The 15,329-nt window shown below is 73.2% G+C and carries 13 protein-coding genes; 8 read left to right on the top strand and 5 right to left on the bottom strand.

The features are described from left to right. Positions 1-20 precede the first annotated feature (20 nt). Both MF672_RS40230 and recO read right to left on the bottom strand, forming a co-directional pair. Entirely contained in the window at positions 21-797 is a 777-nt protein-coding gene (locus tag MF672_RS40230; RefSeq protein ID WP_407654796.1) for an isoprenyl transferase, read from the bottom strand. After that, a complete protein-coding gene (recO, locus tag MF672_RS40225) occupies positions 794-1,528 on the bottom strand; it encodes a DNA repair protein RecO (RefSeq protein ID WP_242374867.1) in 735 nt (244 codons plus the stop codon). The genes MF672_RS40230 and recO overlap by 4 nt, the downstream gene beginning before the upstream one ends. 151 nt (positions 1,529-1,679) lie before the next feature. Between recO and MF672_RS51150 the strand changes: the two genes are divergently transcribed. From MF672_RS51150 to MF672_RS40205, 5 genes are all read left to right on the top strand, one after another. Next, positions 1,680-3,212, top strand: coding sequence for a CDP-alcohol phosphatidyltransferase family protein (locus tag MF672_RS51150; RefSeq protein WP_254723827.1), 1,533 nt, complete (start codon positions 1,680-1,682; stop codon positions 3,210-3,212). Continuing rightward, positions 3,209-3,928, top strand: coding sequence for a DUF5941 domain-containing protein (locus MF672_RS51145; RefSeq protein WP_254723826.1), 720 nt, complete (start codon positions 3,209-3,211; stop codon positions 3,926-3,928). The genes MF672_RS51150 and MF672_RS51145 overlap by 4 nt, the downstream gene beginning before the upstream one ends. Positions 3,929-4,113: 185 nt before the next feature. Further along, positions 4,114-5,028 carry a hypothetical protein gene (locus tag MF672_RS40215; protein ID WP_242374866.1) on the top strand — a complete coding sequence of 305 codons (915 nt, stop codon included), beginning with the start codon at positions 4,114-4,116 and terminating at the stop codon, positions 5,026-5,028. Next, positions 5,025-5,900: a hypothetical protein gene (locus tag MF672_RS40210; RefSeq protein WP_242374865.1), complete on the top strand. Its 876-nt coding sequence runs from the start codon at positions 5,025-5,027 to the stop codon at positions 5,898-5,900. The genes MF672_RS40215 and MF672_RS40210 overlap by 4 nt, the downstream gene beginning before the upstream one ends. A 112-nt stretch (positions 5,901-6,012) precedes the next feature. Next, positions 6,013-7,428, top strand: coding sequence for a glycoside hydrolase family 16 protein (locus MF672_RS40205; protein WP_242374864.1), 1,416 nt, complete (start codon positions 6,013-6,015; stop codon positions 7,426-7,428). A 23-nt stretch (positions 7,429-7,451) separates the two neighbouring features. Here the strand turns inward: MF672_RS40205 and MF672_RS40200 are convergent, their stop codons facing one another. Both MF672_RS40200 and MF672_RS51900 read right to left on the bottom strand, forming a co-directional pair. After that, positions 7,452-8,627, bottom strand: coding sequence for a hypothetical protein (locus MF672_RS40200; protein WP_242374863.1), 1,176 nt, complete (start codon positions 8,625-8,627; stop codon positions 7,452-7,454). Positions 8,628-8,703: 76 nt separating this feature from the next. Beyond that, positions 8,704-11,052: a GH1 family beta-glucosidase gene (locus MF672_RS51900; RefSeq protein ID WP_308210619.1), complete on the bottom strand. Its 2,349-nt coding sequence runs from the start codon at positions 11,050-11,052 to the stop codon at positions 8,704-8,706. A gap of 101 nt (positions 11,053-11,153) precedes the next feature. Between MF672_RS51900 and MF672_RS40185 the strand changes: the two genes are divergently transcribed. The 3 genes from MF672_RS40185 (at position 11,154) to rocD (ending at position 13,759) form a co-directional block, all read left to right on the top strand. After that, positions 11,154-11,627: an Lrp/AsnC family transcriptional regulator gene (locus MF672_RS40185; RefSeq protein ID WP_242374862.1), complete on the top strand. Its 474-nt coding sequence runs from the start codon at positions 11,154-11,156 to the stop codon at positions 11,625-11,627. 115 nt (positions 11,628-11,742) lie between these two features. Continuing rightward, a complete protein-coding gene (gene ddaH, locus MF672_RS40180; RefSeq protein WP_242374861.1) occupies positions 11,743-12,540 on the top strand; it encodes a dimethylargininase in 798 nt (265 codons plus the stop codon). 1 nt (position 12,541) lies between these two features. After that, positions 12,542-13,759 (top strand): ornithine--oxo-acid transaminase, encoded by a 1,218-nt coding sequence (gene rocD / locus MF672_RS40175; RefSeq protein ID WP_242374860.1) that lies wholly within the window; start codon positions 12,542-12,544, stop codon positions 13,757-13,759. Here rocD and MF672_RS40170 read toward each other — a convergent pair whose 3' ends face one another. Continuing rightward, positions 13,760-15,325 (bottom strand): alkaline phosphatase D family protein, encoded by a 1,566-nt coding sequence (locus tag MF672_RS40170; protein WP_242374859.1) that lies wholly within the window; start codon positions 15,323-15,325, stop codon positions 13,760-13,762. Positions 15,326-15,329 lie beyond the last annotated feature (4 nt).

Raw genomic sequence — 15,329 nt, 5'->3', positions numbered from 1 at the left:
CCTGCCGGGCTGCCTCGGGGTCAGGTGACCTGGTTGGGCACCGCCCCGCCGTAGCGGCGGTCGCGCTTGGCGTACAGCTCGCACGCCTCCCACAGGTCACGGCGGTCGAAGTCGGGCCAGAGCCGGTCGAGGAAGACCATCTCGGCGTAGGCCGACTGCCACAGCAGGAAGTTGGAGAAGCGCTGCTCGCCCGACGAGCGCAGGAACAGGTCGACCGCGGGGATCTCGGGCTCGTCGAGGTAGCGGGCGAACACCTTCTCGTCGACCTTGCCGGGCTTGACCCGGCCGGCCGCGATGTCCTCGGCCAGCCGGAGCGCCGCCTCGACGATCTCGGCCTGGCCGCCGTAGTTGACGCAGAACTGCAACGTCAGCTTGCGGTTGCGGACCGTCATCTCCTCGGCGGCCTGCAGCTCGGAGATCACGCTCTTCCACAGCCGGCCGGGCCGGCCCGCCCAGCGCACCCGTACGCCCATGGCGTTGAGCTCGTCGCGCCGCCGCCTGATGACGTCGCGGTTGAAGCCCATGAGGAAGCGCACCTCGTCGGGCGAGCGCTTCCAGTTCTCGGTGGAGAAGGCGTAGGCGCTGAGGTAGGGGATGCCGAGCTCGAGGGCGCCTTCGATGACGTCGAACAGCGAGGACTCGCCGGCCTTGTGCCCCTCGGTGCGCGGCAGGCCGCGCGCCTTGGCCCAGCGGCCGTTGCCGTCCATGACGATGGCCACGTGCCGGGGCACCAGCTCGCGCGGGATCGGCGGCGGCGTGGCCCCGGACGGATGCGGCGACGGAGGTCGGACGTTCACGCTGGCTCCCTTTCGACGTGTCGGAGAGAGCGTATTCCGTGTTCGAGGTGCCATTGCAGGTATGCGGCGACCAGGCCGCTGCACTCGTTGCGGTGGCGGGACTCGGAGGCGTCGGCGGTGGCCCAGTCGCCGCGCAGCAGCGCCGTCATGAGCCCGATCGTCTCCCCCGCCGGGACGGTCGCCCCGGACGGGCGGCACGCCCCGCACACCACGCCGCCGGCGACGATGGCGAACGCCCTGACCGCCGGGGCCTGGCACTTGGCGCACGCCTCCAGGGCCGGGGCGTAGCCGGCCACGGCCAGCGAGCGCAGGAAGTAGGCGTCGAGCACCAGCCGCGGCTCGTGCGAGCCGTCGGCGAGGGTGCGCAGCCCGCCCACGAGCAGCAGGAACTGCCGCAGCGCGGGCTCCTTCTCGCCGTGCGTGAGCCGGTCGGCGGTCTCCAGCATGGCCGAGCCGGCGGTGTAGCGCGGGTAGTCGGCGGCGAGCGTCTCCCCGTAGGGCCTCAGGGTCTCGGCCTGGGTGACCACGTCGAGCGTGCGGCCGGTGTGGAGCTGCAGGTCGACGTGGGTGAACGGCTCCAGCCTGGCCCCGAAGCGCGAGGTGGTCCTGCGCACGCCCTTGGCCACGGCGCGGATCTTGCCGGTGCGCTTGGCCAGCACGGTGACGATGCGGTCGGCCTCGCCGAGCTTCTGCGTCCGCAGAACCACGCCTTCGTCACGGTAGAGACTCACTCGGACATCTTACGGCCCTACTCCGTACCGGGAGGTCCGCCGTTACGGGCATGCTCGGATGACGCGACTTTGCGTCACTCTCACTAGACTTTGACGCCTGTCCCCGCATTACCCGTTGTTCAACCCCCCGCTACCGCCTCGAAAGGGAGTCATGACCCGCGTGGTCCTGCTGGGCGCCTCGCCCGGCCCCGACACCTCTCCGACCGGCCTGAGGCTGGCCGCGCTGCCCGGCGCACCCTCCGTGGCCGAGCGGCTGCGCAGCCAGCTCGCTTCCTATGACCCGCGGCCCGCCACCATCGCCTCCGACGACGTGGCCGCCGCCCTGCACGCGCTGGCCGAGGTCGCAGAGTCGGCGACGGAGAGCCTGCTCATCGTCCCCGAGAACTCGGTCGTCCACGACGAGCTGATCTACCAGATCACCAAGACCAAGCGCGGAGCGCTGGCGCTCGTCGCCAAGCAGCCGAGACAGGGCGTCGCCGAGGAGGAAGCTCCCGAGGACAGCCCCGAGCCCGAGACCGAGGCCGTCCCGATCGAGGAGGCCGAGCCGGAGATCGGGCTCAACCGCGTCGAGGGGCTGCCGGTCCGGGCCCGCGTCGGCAAGTCGCGCGTGGTCTCGGTCGGCACCGCGACGCACGGCGTGACCCGCCCCAACGCGGTGCTGCTCGGCCCGCTGCACGTCAGCGCACGCAACGCGCCGGTGCTCGCGCAGACCTGCCGCGACCTCGCGGCGCTGGCCGACACCTTCGGCCCGGACGACGACCTGGTGCAGCTCGTCGTGTTCGGCCTGGTGCGGAGCGGCGTCTCGGTCGGCATCAGGGGCCGCCGCGACCTGTTCTACCGCCGGGTCACCACGCAGGAGGAGGTCAACGAGGCCGGGCCCGAGATGGCCGCCATGGACGAGGACCGCGCCCGGCTCAACAACGCGGTCAAGGGCGCCGACGGCTTCTTCACCACGTTCTTCGTCTCCACCTACTCCCGCTTCATCGCCCGCTGGGCGGCCCGGCGCGGGCTGACGCCGAACCAGGTCACGCTGATCTCGATCGCGCTCGGCATCGCCGCCGCCGCCTGCTTCGCCACCGGCGACCGGCCGTGGATGGTGCTCGGCGGCGTGCTGATCTACTTCGCGTTCGTCTTCGACTGCGTCGACGGGCAGGTGGCCCGCTACGCCCGCAAGTTCGGCGTGCTCGGCGCCTGGCTGGACGCCACGTTCGACCGGTTCAAGGAGTACGTCGTCTTCGCCGGGCTCGCCGTCGGCTACGTGATCGCGGGCAACGGCGAGGACATCTGGATCCTCGCGCTGGCCGCGCTGGGCCTGCAGTCCGTACGCCACCTGCTCGACTTCTCCTTCGGCGTCGCCAACCGCCGCAAGCCGCCCGCCAAGCTGCCCACCGTGGCGCTGGACGCCCCCCACGACCGCGACCTGCGGGCGGCGTTGTCACGCCGCCGGGAGGAGCGCAGCCAGGGTCTTCGGGGCGTGCTCAAGATGTGGACCAAGGCCGGCCGGTTCCGGGCCGTCCACTGGGCACGCAAGATGATCGTGTTCCCCATCGGCGAGCGGTTCGCGGCCATCGCGATCACCGCCGCCCTCTTCGACGCCCGGATCACCTTCCTGACGCTGGTGATCTGGGGCTCCGTCGCCGCCGCCTACACCCTCACCGGACGCCTCATGAGGTCGCTCGTATGATCACCCAACCGCAGGCCATGGCCACCCCCACGCCGGACCCCGACGAGGAGCGCCGGCGCATCCAGACCGCCCGCCTGCTCGCCTACCGCGACGACGGCCCGCTCGCCCAGGCGCTCGCCCCCCGGCTGGGGCCGGGGCTGCCGCCCGTCCCGGCCACGCTGGTCGCGCTGCTCGCCGTGGCCGGTGTCACGGCCGCCGGGCTGCTGAAGCCCGGCCCCGTGCTGCTCGTGCCCGTGGCGATCGCCCTGCTGCTCATCCTGCCGACGGCGGCGCGCGACCACCTGGGCCGCTTCGACTGGCTGACGCCGCCGCTGCTGCGCGGCACCGAGTTCCTGGCCACGATCGCGATCGGGCTGGCCGCCGACGCGCCGAAGTGGCTGCTGTTCGTGCTGGTGTACGTGGTCGGCTACCACACCTACGACACCGTCTACCGCACGCGGCAGAGCATCTGGCCGCCCGCCTGGGTGTTCCGCGCGGGTCTCGGCTGGGAGCTGCGGCTGCTCATCATCGGCGCGGGCGCGGCCTTCGGCGTCGTGACGCCGGTGCTGGCGGTGCTGACGGCCTACCTGTTCGTGTTGTTCGCGGTGGAGAGCGTGACGAGCTGGGTGCGGCTCGACAAGGCCTCCGCGCAGGCGGGCGCCGACGCCGAGCAGGACCTGGAGGCGTCCCCCGAGGACGCCATGGAGCAGGCCACCGGCGAGGCCGAGAAGGGCTGATCCTCCTGCTGCCTCCGGACGGCGTCGCACCACGGGTGCGGCGCCGTCCGTTTTGTCCGCCTTTCTGGTGCATCGTTGGGTGACGTCCCCGCCACTTCCGGCGACCGCCGTCTACGCTGGGGACAGGGCGCGCGCCGGGACCGGTCCGGCCGGCGCCCCAGGAGACCCGGAGCCAGGAGACGCGGATGGCGTTCTTGTCGCGGCTGTTCAGGCGGGACCCGCGGTCGTTCACCCGGGACGGCCCGCCGGCCGAGCGGGAGGAGGCGCGGCGGCGGGGCATGCGGGACGCGCGCCTGCACCCGCTGAACGAGTTCACCGATCCGGACTTCCAGCCCGCGTACGTGACGGAGGTCCGCGCCCGGGCCCGCGAGCAGGTCAGCGACATCGACCGGCGGCTCGCGGCAGTGCGCACGGCGCTGCTGGAACGGGCGCTGGGGGCGCGCGAGGAGATCCTGCGCGAGCTGGGTCGCGCGGGGACGCGCCCGGAGCCGGTCCCGCCGGACGGACGCCGCGCCGCCGACGGGTTCATCACCGTCGAGGAGGCGCGGGCGCGGCGGGAGGAGGCCAGGCGGCGGGCCGCGGTCGAGGAGGCCGACGCCGGGGTGCAGCGGGCGCGGGCCCGCATCGAGCACCTGCGCCAGGAGTGGGAGAGCGCGCTGATCGAGCGCGAGCACGAGGTGGAGGCGGTGTACGCCCGCGCCGAGCAGCTCGTCGCGGCGTACAAGGGGGGCGTGCTGGAGGCCCATCCGCGCAGGGAGGAGATCCCGTCCCTGTGGAAGGGCGAGGTCATGGCGATCGAGCCGACCGGCGGCACGGCGGCGGGGACGTCGGGGCGGGAGGAGCTGGGGCGCATCCTGCGGGAGGTGGAGGAGCGCATCGAGGTGTGGCGGGCCGAGGTCCTGCCGCGCGAGCTGCCCGCCGAGCCGCCGCGCCCGGAGCTCGACCGGGCCAACGGCCACCGGGGCACCAACGGCCACCGCGCCTCGCCCCCTGACCCCGACCCCGACCCCGATCCCGATCCCGATCACGAGCCGGGCAAACCGGACTCCGACCTGTGGGACTCCACGGGCGGCCCGCCACGCGGCCAGGAGGACGCGTGACACCGCCCCCGGAGGACGACGGCGGCCCCGCCGCGCGAGCACGCGACGGACGGCGGGCGGCACGGGCGGTGCCGCGGGCAGTGCCGCAGGCGATCCCGCGGGCGGTTTCGCGGGCTGGGTCGCGGGCTGGGTCGCGGGCGGGGTCGCGGGCGGGGTCGCGGGCGGGGTCGCGGGCGGTGCTGGCGGCGGTGCTGATGGCGGGCACGGCCGGGATCGCCGCCGGCTGCGGGACGGAGGCCCGCTCGATCTGCGGCGTGATCGTCGACTCGACCAGCTACGCCGACCCCGCCACCTCCCGCGCCGACGTCACCTCCAAGCTGCCCGCCTTCGCCGCGAACTGCGACTGGATGGCCTTCGCCGCCGTCACCGGCAGCTCGGAGAGCAGCACCTGCCGCCAGGACCCCCTCCCCATCGCCGCCACCCGCGCCGAGAACCCGAACGAGAACCCGGTGGTCGAGGACCGGGTCCGGGCCCACCGCGTCCAGGAGGCGCTGCCCCGGGCGATGGCGTTGTTCGACTGCCCCACGGAGGGCCAGGGCTCGGACGTGCTGGGCGCCCTCCGCTACCTGGTCAAGCAGCTCACCGCGCGACGCGAGCCGGACCGCCCGCACGAGATCGCGGTCTTCAGCGACCTGATCAACAACCGCGGCGACCTGGACATCAACAAGCTGGACCTGAGCGAGGCGGCCCGCAAGCAGAAGATCAAGGAGCTGCGGGACGCGCGCCTGCTGCCCGACCTGACCGGTTACGCGGTGACCGTCCACGGCTTCCTGCGCAAGAAGACGTCGAGCCCGGACCGGTTCCCGCTGCTGGAGGCGTTCTGGCGGGAGGCGTTCGAGTCGGCGGGCGCGACCACCGTGGACCTCCTCTAGGGAGAGCGCTCTCACACCCGGCTTGACGACGAGTGAGCGGTGTGCTCAGATGCTTTCAGAGAGCGCTCTCTGTCTCCCGCCTCCCCGCGCCCCCCACAGGAGAGACGCGCCCATGACAACGACAACACGCGGGCCCCGGCGCCGCCTGACGCCCGTGGCCACGGTGCTCACGGCGCTCGCCGCGCTCACCGGCCTCCTCGTCGACGCCGCCGTCAGCGCCTCGGCCGCCGTGCCACCCACCCCGTCCGGCTGGTCACTCGTCTGGTCCGACGACTTCACCGGCGCCGCCGGCGCCCTCCCGTCCGCCGACAACTGGATCGTCGACACCGGCCACAACTACCCCGGCGGCCCGGCCAACTGGGGCACCGGCGAGATCCAGAACTACACCTCCAGCACCTCCAACCTCAGCCTCGACGGCTCCGGCAACCTGCGCATCACGCCGCTCCGCAGCAGCTCCGGCGAGTGGACCTCGGCCCGCATCGAGACCCGGCGCGCCGACTTCAAGCCCGCCGACGGCCGCGTGCTGCGCATCGAGGCCCGCATCCAGATGCCGAACGTCACCGGCGACGCCGCGCTCGGCTACTGGCCGGCGTTCTGGGCGCTCGGCGCGCCGTACCGGGGGAACTACTGGAACTGGCCGGGCATCGGCGAGTTCGACATCATGGAGAACGTCAACGGCATCAACTCCGTCTGGGGCGTGCTGCACTGCGGCGTCAACCCGGGCGGCCCGTGCAACGAGACCACCGGCCTCGGCGCCAGCCGCGCCTGCCCCGGCTCCACCTGCCAGTCGGCCTTCCACACCTACCGCTTCGAGTGGGACCGCGGCGTGAGCCCCAACCAGCTCCGCTGGTACGTGGACGGCCAGCAGTTCCACAGCGTCAGCCAGGCCCAGTTCGACGCCACGACCTGGAGCGACATGACCGGCCACGCCGGCTACTTCCTGCTGCTCAACGTGGCCATGGGCGGCGCGTTCCCGAACGCCCTCGGCGGCTCGACCCCGACCGCCGCGACCGTGTCCGGCCGCCCCATGGTGGTGGACTACGTCGCGGTGTGGCAGAGCGGCGCCGGCGGCGGCACGCCCACCCCGACCACCACTCCCACCTCGCCCGGCGGCGTGGACGCCCGCTCCACCATCCAGGCCGAGCGCTACCAGGCCCAGTCGGGCACGATCGTCGAGACCACCACCGACACCGGCGGCGGCCAGAACGTCGGGGCCATCGCGAACGGCGACTGGCTGCGCTACGACGGCGTGAGCTTCGGCTCGCAGGCCGCCACGCAGTTCAGGGCCCGGGTGGCGTCCGGGGCGGCGGCGGGCGTGAGCGGCCTGGTGCAGGTCCGCCTGGACAGCCCCACGGCCGCCCCCATCGGCGACTTCGCGATCGCGAACACCGGCGGCTGGCAGAGCTGGCGCACGGTCCCGGCCAACATCGCCGGGGTGACCGGCACGCACACGGTCTACCTGACCTTCAGCAGCGGCCAGCCGGCCGACTTCGTCAACGTCAACTGGTTCACCTTCTCGACCTCCTGACGCCCCAGGAGAGGACCCGGAGGTCAGGAGCGGGTGGAGCGGCGGTGGTGCACGATGCGCTCGGCCCAGCTCGCCGCCTCCGGGTCCCTCAGCCCCTCGACCACGCCGCCGAGGTAGGCCGTGGCCAGGCTGTCGAAGCCGCTGTCGAGGCGGCGCAGCCGGCCGGCCCGGCGCCGCTCGGCGGCCTGGAGGTACTGGGCGATGCTCTCGGCGTAGCCGGTGTCGCGCTGGTAGGCGGCCTGGGCCTCGGCGAGGACGCGGGCCTCGGCGTCGCGCTTGGCGCGCAGCTCGCGCAGCCGGCGGTCGTTCGGGTTGTGCATGCGGCGGCCGAGGTCGGCGGCGATCAGCGCGGTGGCGATGAGCAGGGCGAGCAGCAGCACCATGGTGGGGAGCTGGGAGACGCCCGCGGAGGTGGGGCCGATGTCCTGGCCGTCCACGACGAGCGGCTTGACCAGGGCGTCGCGGCGCAGCACGGCGACGGCGACGATGAGGCCCAGCCAGACGGCGGCCACGCCGATCAGCAGCCGGCGGCCCTGGGCCGGGCTGCCGTGCTCCTGCCAGGCGCGGAACGCCCGCCCGTACATGTGGGGCGCCACCAGCATGATGAGCGCGGCGCCGGCGGCGAGCAGGGCGGTCATCGCGACGCTGTCGCCCCAGCTCAGGATGACCTGGTAGAGGATCGGCACCTCGACGACCACCAGCAGGGTGAGCAGCAGCGCGGCGGGCAGCCAGCGGCGCACGACCGGCCAGCGGCTGCCGGAGACGGCGATGGAGCTGGGCCGCCCGTCGCCGGGGCGGCGGCTCGGCTGCTCCAGCTCGGTGACGCGGCGCTGGCTGTCGTCGAGGGCCCGGCGGGCCTCGGTGAAGGCGCGCTGCGACTCCGCCAGCCGGATCTTCTGGGCCTCGAACTCGGCCCGCGCCACCTGGAGCTCCTGGTCGGTGCGCTCGTCGAGGCGGGCCAGCTCCTCCAGCCGCTCGTCCTCCAGCTCGTGGAAGCGGGGCACGCTGCCGGTCTGGAGGGTGAGGGTGTCGAGCTGGCCCTCGGTGGCGTGGGCGCGGCCGAGGTCGCGCTCGTCGCGGCGGCGCCCCGCCCAGTCGGGCGGGCGGTAGAGGTCACCGTCGTAGGCGACGACGGGCGTGACCCGGCTGACCTCGCCCGCCTCGAAGGATTGGTGCTGCTTGCGGTGCCTGAAGCGCATGTGCCCTCCCCGCGGGTCCTGCCTCCGATGCTAGGCGGCGGGCAGGGACCGCGAGGGTGAGGTCACCGGACCCCCGTCAGGACGACTCGCGCACGACCAGCCGGGTCGGCAGCACCACCGACTCGGTGTGCCGGCCCTCCAGCCGCGACAGCAGCAGCCGGGCCAGCGCCAGCGCCTGATCGGCCACCGGCACCCGGACGGTGGTCAGCCCCGGCACGACCGCCGAGGCGGCGTCCACGTCGCCGAACCCGACGACCGCGAGGTCCTCCGGCACCCGCCGCCCGGCCTCCCGGGCCGCCTGCAGCGCCCCGAGGGCCAGCTCGTCGGTGGCGGCGAAGACCGCGTCGAGGGCGGGCTCGTCGCCGAGGAGCTGCCGGGTGGCGGCCGCGCCCGAGCCGCGGGTCAGCTCGGCGGGCGCCAGCAGCGGCTGGCGGCCGGCCCGCCGCAGCGCCGCGCGGTGCCCGGCCAGGCGGTCCTGCATGGCGACCAGCTCCAAGGGACCGCAGACCATGCCGACGCGGCGGCGGCCGCCGGCCAGCAGGTGCTCGGTCGCGGCCTCGGCGCCGCCGGCGTTGTCCACGTCCACGTACGGCACCAGCGACGCGATCGCGGGCTTGCCCAGCAGCACGACCGGCACCCCGGTGCGGGAGAGCCGCTCGGCGAGGGTGTCGCCGCGGTCGGGCGGCAGCAGCACGACGCCGTCCGCGAGCCGGGCCTCGACGTGCTGGACGATGCGCCGGTGGCTCTCGGCGGTGTCGGCCAGCATCAGCGTGATCTGCTTGCCGGCGCCCTCCAGCACGCTGGTGACGTACTGGACGACGGCGGCGGTGAGCCGGTCGCCGCCCTGGCGCGGCACCGACAGCACCAGCGCGACGGCGTTCGTGCTGCGGGTGACGAGGCTGCGGGCGGCGGCGTTGGGCACGTACCCGAGCTCCTTGATGGCCCGCAGCACCGTCTCGCGCACCTCGGGCCGGACCGACGACTCGCCGTTGACGACCCGGGAGACGGTGGCGCGCGAGACCCGGGCGCGGGCGGCGACGGTCTCCAGCGTGGGCCGCTTCGGCGGGACGTCCAGCAGCCCGTTGCGCCGGACGACGTCGCGGTACCACAGGGCGCTGTCCTTCAGCCGCCGCCGCTGCGTGGCGAAGTCGACGTGCACCAGGCCGAACTTGCGCTGGTAGCCGTCGGCCCATTCGAGGTTGTCCAGCAGCGTCCAGACGAGGTAGCCGCGCACCGGCACGCCCTCCTGGACGGCCGCGCGCACCGCCCGCAGGTGCTCCTCGATGAAGCTGATCCGCTCGACGTCGTGGATGCCGTCGCCGGTGACGACGTCCACGAAGTCGGCGCCGTTCTCGGTGACCATCAGGTCGACGCCGGGGAACTCGGCGGCCAGGCGGCGCAGCACGAGCTGCAGGCAGCCGGGGACGATGGGCCAGCCCATGGCGGTGACCGCGGTCGGGACGGCGCAGAACAGCACGCCCTCGCTGCCCGGGTAGGCGGGGTCGGCGGGCTCGCTGGGCTGCGCCTGCACGACGAGCGGGGTGTAGTAGTTGACGCCGAGCAGGTCCACGGGCTGGGCGATGGTCTCCAGGTCGCCGTCGTGGACGTGGCCGAGGCCGGCGGTGCGCTCGACGATCGGCAGCAGCTCGGCCGGGTAGGCGCCGCGCAGCATCGGGTCCAGGAACTGCCGGTTGGCCAGGGCGTCGATCCTGGTCACGGCCTCGGCGTCCTCCTCCGACAGCGGCCGGCCCGGGTCGCCGACCTGGCCGGGGGTCAGCACCGGCGAGAGGTTGAGCACGCCGCCGACCTTCGCCGCCCCGGCGGCGCGCAGCGCCTGCGTGCCGAGCCCGTGCGCGAGCAGCAGGTGGTGGGCGGCGCGGAAGGCCTCGGCGGGCGACTTGCGGCCGGGGGCGTGGATGCCGGAGCCGTAGCCGAGGAAGGCCGCCACCCACGGCTCGTTCAGCGTGAACCAGGTGTCCACCCGGTCGCCCAGCCGCCGGGCCACGACCGCCGCGTAGTCGGCGAAGTGGCGGGCGGTGTCGCGCTCGGGCCAGCCGCCGGCGTTCTCCAGCGCCTGGGGCAGGTCCCAGTGGTAGAGGGTGGCGTACGGGGTGACGCCCGCCTCCAGCAGCGCGTCCAGCAGCCGGTCGTAGAAGTCGAGCCCGGCCTCGTTGAGCTTGCCCGCGCCGTCGGGGAAGATGCGCGGCCAGCTCACCGAGAAGCGGTAGGCGGCCATGCCGAGGTCCTTCATCAGCCGCACGTCGTCGCGGTAGCGGTGGTAGTGGTCGCACGCCTCGGCCCGGTCGGCGGAGAAGGTGTCCCAGATGGACAGGCCGCGGCCGTCCGCCGAGGTCGCCCCCTCGATCTGGAAGGCCGAGGTCGACACTCCCCAGACGAAACCCTCGGGGAAGGCTGCGGTGCTCATTACGGTGGAAACCCCTTCATCAGCGCCTCGATGGTGGCGAACGCCAGTCTCCCGCGCCCGGCTCGTCGCGCGCCAGCCTGGCCAGGCGGTATACAAGGCCCGTGGAACTGGACCGGCTCGATCGTGACATCATCGCGGCGCTCGTGGACGACGCCCGGGCGACCTACGCGGAGGTCGGCCACCAGGTGGGGCTGAGCGCGTCCGCGGTGAAGCGCCGGGTGGACCGGCTGCGCGAGAGCGGCGCGATCACCGGGTTCAGCGCGCGGGTGGCGCCGCAGGCGCTCGGCTGGACCACCGAGGCGTACGTCGAGCTGTTCTGCCAGGGCAAGACCAAGCCGTCGGACATCGCGCTGGCCGTCGCCAAGTTCCCCGAGGTGGTCGGGGCGGCCACGATCACCGGCGAGGCGGACGCGCTGCTGCACATCAGGGCCACCGACGTGCGGCACGTGGAGCGGGTGATCGAGCGCATCGCGGCCGAGGCGTTCGTGGTGCGGACCAAGAGCGCGATCGTGCTGTCGCGCCTGGTCGACGCCCCTCCCGGCCTCGTACGCAACGATTCGAGCCGCACAGGCTGAAAGACGCAACGATCCCGCGCGAGGACGCAATGCCAGGCGCTTGGCCTGCGCAAACGCGGTTCCTAGGCTGTCTCCGACCCCCGATGAGCCCGCTTGGACGCGACGGAGATCCCGCATGCCCCGACACTTCCTGATGTGCCGCCCTGATCATTTCGCGGTCGAGTACGCCATCAACCCGTGGATGCATCCCGAGGCCGGCGCGGACCGCGACGTCGCGGTCCGGCAGTGGGAGGGCCTGAAGGCGGCCTACGAGGAGCTCGGCCACCGGGTCGACCTCATCGACCCGGTCGAGGGCCTGCCCGACATGGTCTTCGCCGCCAACGGCGCGCTGGTCGTCGGCGGGCGCGTCTACGGCGCCCGCTTCGCCTTCCCGCAGCGCGGCCCGGAGGGCCCGGCCTACCTGCGCTGGTTCGCCGAGCGCGGCTACCCGGTGCTGGAGCCCGAGCACGTCAACGAGGGCGAGGGCGACTTCCTGACCCTCGACGAGGTCGTGCTGGCCGGCACCGGCTTCCGCACCGACGTGGTGGCCCACCGCGAGGCGCAGGAGTTCCTGGGCCGCCCGGTCGTGTCGCTGACGCTGGTGGACCCGCGCTTCTACCACCTCGACACCGCGCTGTTCCCGCTCGACGGCCGCAACGTCGCCTACTTCCCTGAGGCGTTCTCGCCGGGCAGCCGCGAGGTGCTGCGCCGGATGTTCCCCGACGCGGTGCTCGCCACCGCCGACGACGCCGAGGTGCTCGGGCTGAACGCGGTCAGCGACGGCACCCACGTGGTGATCAACGCCGAGGCCTCCGGCCTGCAGCTGGAGCTCAAGCGCCGCGGGTACGAGGTGATCCCGGTCGACCTGTCGGAGTTGCGCAAGGCGGGTGGCGGGCCGAAGTGCTGCACACTGGAGATCAGGGGGGACAACTGACATGACCAGCAGCGCAGAGCTGATCGAGCTGAGCGAGCGCCGCAGCGCGCACAACTACCATCCGCTTCCCGTGGTGATCCACGAGGCCGAGGGTGCCTGGGTCACCGACGTGGACGGCAAGCGTTACCTGGACTGCCTGTCCGGCTACAGCTCGCTGAACTTCGGGCACCGCAACGAGAAGATCATCCAGGCCGCCCAGGACCAGCTCCAGCGGCTGACCCTGACCAGCCGCGCCTTCTACCACGACCAGTTCGCGCAGTTCTGCGCCGGGCTGGGCGACCTCACGGGCAAGGACCTGATCCTGCCCATGAACACCGGCGCCGAGGCCGTCGAGACCGCCATCAAGGTGGCCCGCAAGTGGGGCTACGACGTCAAGGGCGTCGAGCCGGACCGGGCGAACATCATCGTGATGGAGAACAACTTCCACGGCCGCACCACCACGATCGTCAGCTTCTCCACCGACCCCGACGCGCACGACGGCTTCGGGCCGTACACGCCCGGCTTCCGGGTCGTGCCGTACGGGTCGGCCGAGGCGATCCGGGCGGCGGTCGACGCGAACACCGTGGCGGTGCTGGTCGAGCCGATCCAGGGCGAGGCCGGGGTGCTGGTGCCGCCGGACGGCTACCTGAGCGACGTGCGCGACCTGTGCACGGCCGAGGGCATCCTCATGATCGCCGACGAGATCCAGTCGGGGCTGGGGCGCACCGGGCAGACGTTCGCCTGCGACCACGAGGGCGTCGTGCCCGACGTCTACGTGCTCGGCAAGGCGCTCGGCGGCGGCGTCGTGCCGGTGTCGGCCATCGCCGCGAACCGGGACGTGCTCGGCGTCATCCACCCGGGCCAGCACGGCTCCACCTTCGGCGGCAACCCGCTGGCCTGCGCGGTGGCGAACGCCGTCATCGAGATCCTCGCCACCGGCGAGTTCCAGGCCCGCGCCGCCAAGCTCGGCGAGGTGCTGCACACCCGGCTGCGCGAGCTGGTCGGCAAGGGCGTGGTCGAGGTGCGCGGGCGCGGCCTGTGGGCCGGGGTCGACGTCGACCCCGACCTCGCCACCGGCCGCGAGCTGTCGAAGGCGCTGATGAAGCGGGGCGTGCTGGCCAAGGACACCCACGGGTCCACGATCCGGCTGGCCCCGCCCATCGTGGTGCGCGAGGACGACCTCGTGTGGGCGATCGACCAGCTCGCCGACGCCGTCTACGAGTTCAGGAACAAGGGCTAGCTAGCGCCGCGGGCGGCCCTGCGTCAGGCGGCCCTGCGTCAGGCGGACGGAGTCCATCTGGCGCAGGGTGTCGTTCCTGGACTCGTACCAGGCCACCTCGTCCGGCAGGGTGAGGGTGGCGATCGCGTTCTGGAAGAACGGGCCCTTGGTGACGCGCCAGCGGAACGGCGGCCGCGGCACGCCCGCCAGCCGGGCCAGCAGCCCGCCCACGAGGGTGGCGATCGAGAACTGGGTGACGACGTTGGCCCAGCGCAGCAGGCGGCTGAGCGGGTTGCGGATGGGCGAGCAGACGATCTGGTAGACCTGCCCCTTGTTCGCCTGGGCGAGGTAGGAGTAGTGGACGTCGCCCGAGATGATCATCACGGGCTTGCCGACCTTGATCAGCAGCCGGGCCAGGTCCTCGAACGAGCGCCGGAACGCCGCCCAGTGCTCCAGGTCGATGGCCTGCCGGAACTTCTCCGACCACCGCCGCACGGCCGGGCCCCACTTGCCGTCGGCGAGGGCCTCGTTCCAGTTCTGGACGCCGTGCACGCCCTCGGGCAGCAGGAACGGGATCGACGAGCCGATGATCAGCCGCTCGGCCGGGATCGCGAGCTGCTCCTCCAGCCAGGCCCACTCGTCGGGGTCGAGCATGCGCCGGTCGCCGGGCGTGAGCTGCCTGGCGCACCGGGTGTCGACCATGATGAGCCGGGCCCCGCCGAGGTCGCGGGCGTAGCTCCAGCGGTTGCTGCTCGGCTCGGCGTCGGCCTTCTCGGCGAAGGCGTCGAGCTCGGCCGCGCCGTCGCCGCCGTTGAGGTCGAGCAGGGTGCGCATGAGCGGGTCGGCGGCGCGCTCGTCGGGCGAGAGGTTGCCGATGTGCTGGTAGACCCAGTAGGCGCCGAGCCCGGCGATCACCCGGCGCCGCCACCAGGTCGTCCTGGCCATCTGCTCGCGCCAGGGCTGGGAGGTGTTCCAGTCGTCGCGCAGGTCGTGGTCGTCGAAGATCATCGCGGTCGGCACGGTGGACAGCAGCCACTGGATGTCGGGCTCGGTCCAGGCCTGGCGGTAGAGCTCGGCGTACTCCTCGAAGTCGGCGATCTCGTCCTGCGGGGCGGTGCTGCGCCGGGCCCGGATGAAGGCCAGCATGTCCTGCGAGGGGCTGTCGGCGTAGACCTGGTCGCCGATGAGCAGCAGCAGGTCGGGCCACTCCTCGTCGGGCGCCTCGTACAGGCGGCGGCCGTAGGAGCGCAGCACGTCCTCGCCGTGGGTGCGCACGGTCGCGGCGTCGTGCGGCACGCTGGTGCGGCACGAGCCGAACGCCACCCGGCGGGCCCCGTCGGGGGGCACCAGCCTGATGCGGCTGGGCGGCCGACCCGCCGGTGGCCATACCTGCTCCCCGTCGAGCGTGACGGAATACGACGCGATATCCTGGGAGAGCTCGATGAGATCCACGATCGCGTAGTGGTGTCCGTGCACGGTGAAGGTAGGCGACCGGTAAGCCCTGCCGCCCGCCTCGACGGCGACCGTGCAGGGTTCGGCGGTCTCCACCCAGATCGAGGCGCTATGAGAATCGACGTGTCGCAGCATCGGC

Origin of the sequence: Actinomadura luzonensis, from assembly GCF_022664455.2 — a bacterium.
Classification (GTDB): domain Bacteria; phylum Actinomycetota; class Actinomycetes; order Streptosporangiales; family Streptosporangiaceae; genus Nonomuraea; species Nonomuraea luzonensis.
Note: the sequence above shows the minus strand (reverse complement) of the source record. Positions and strands in the feature narration are given on the sequence as shown.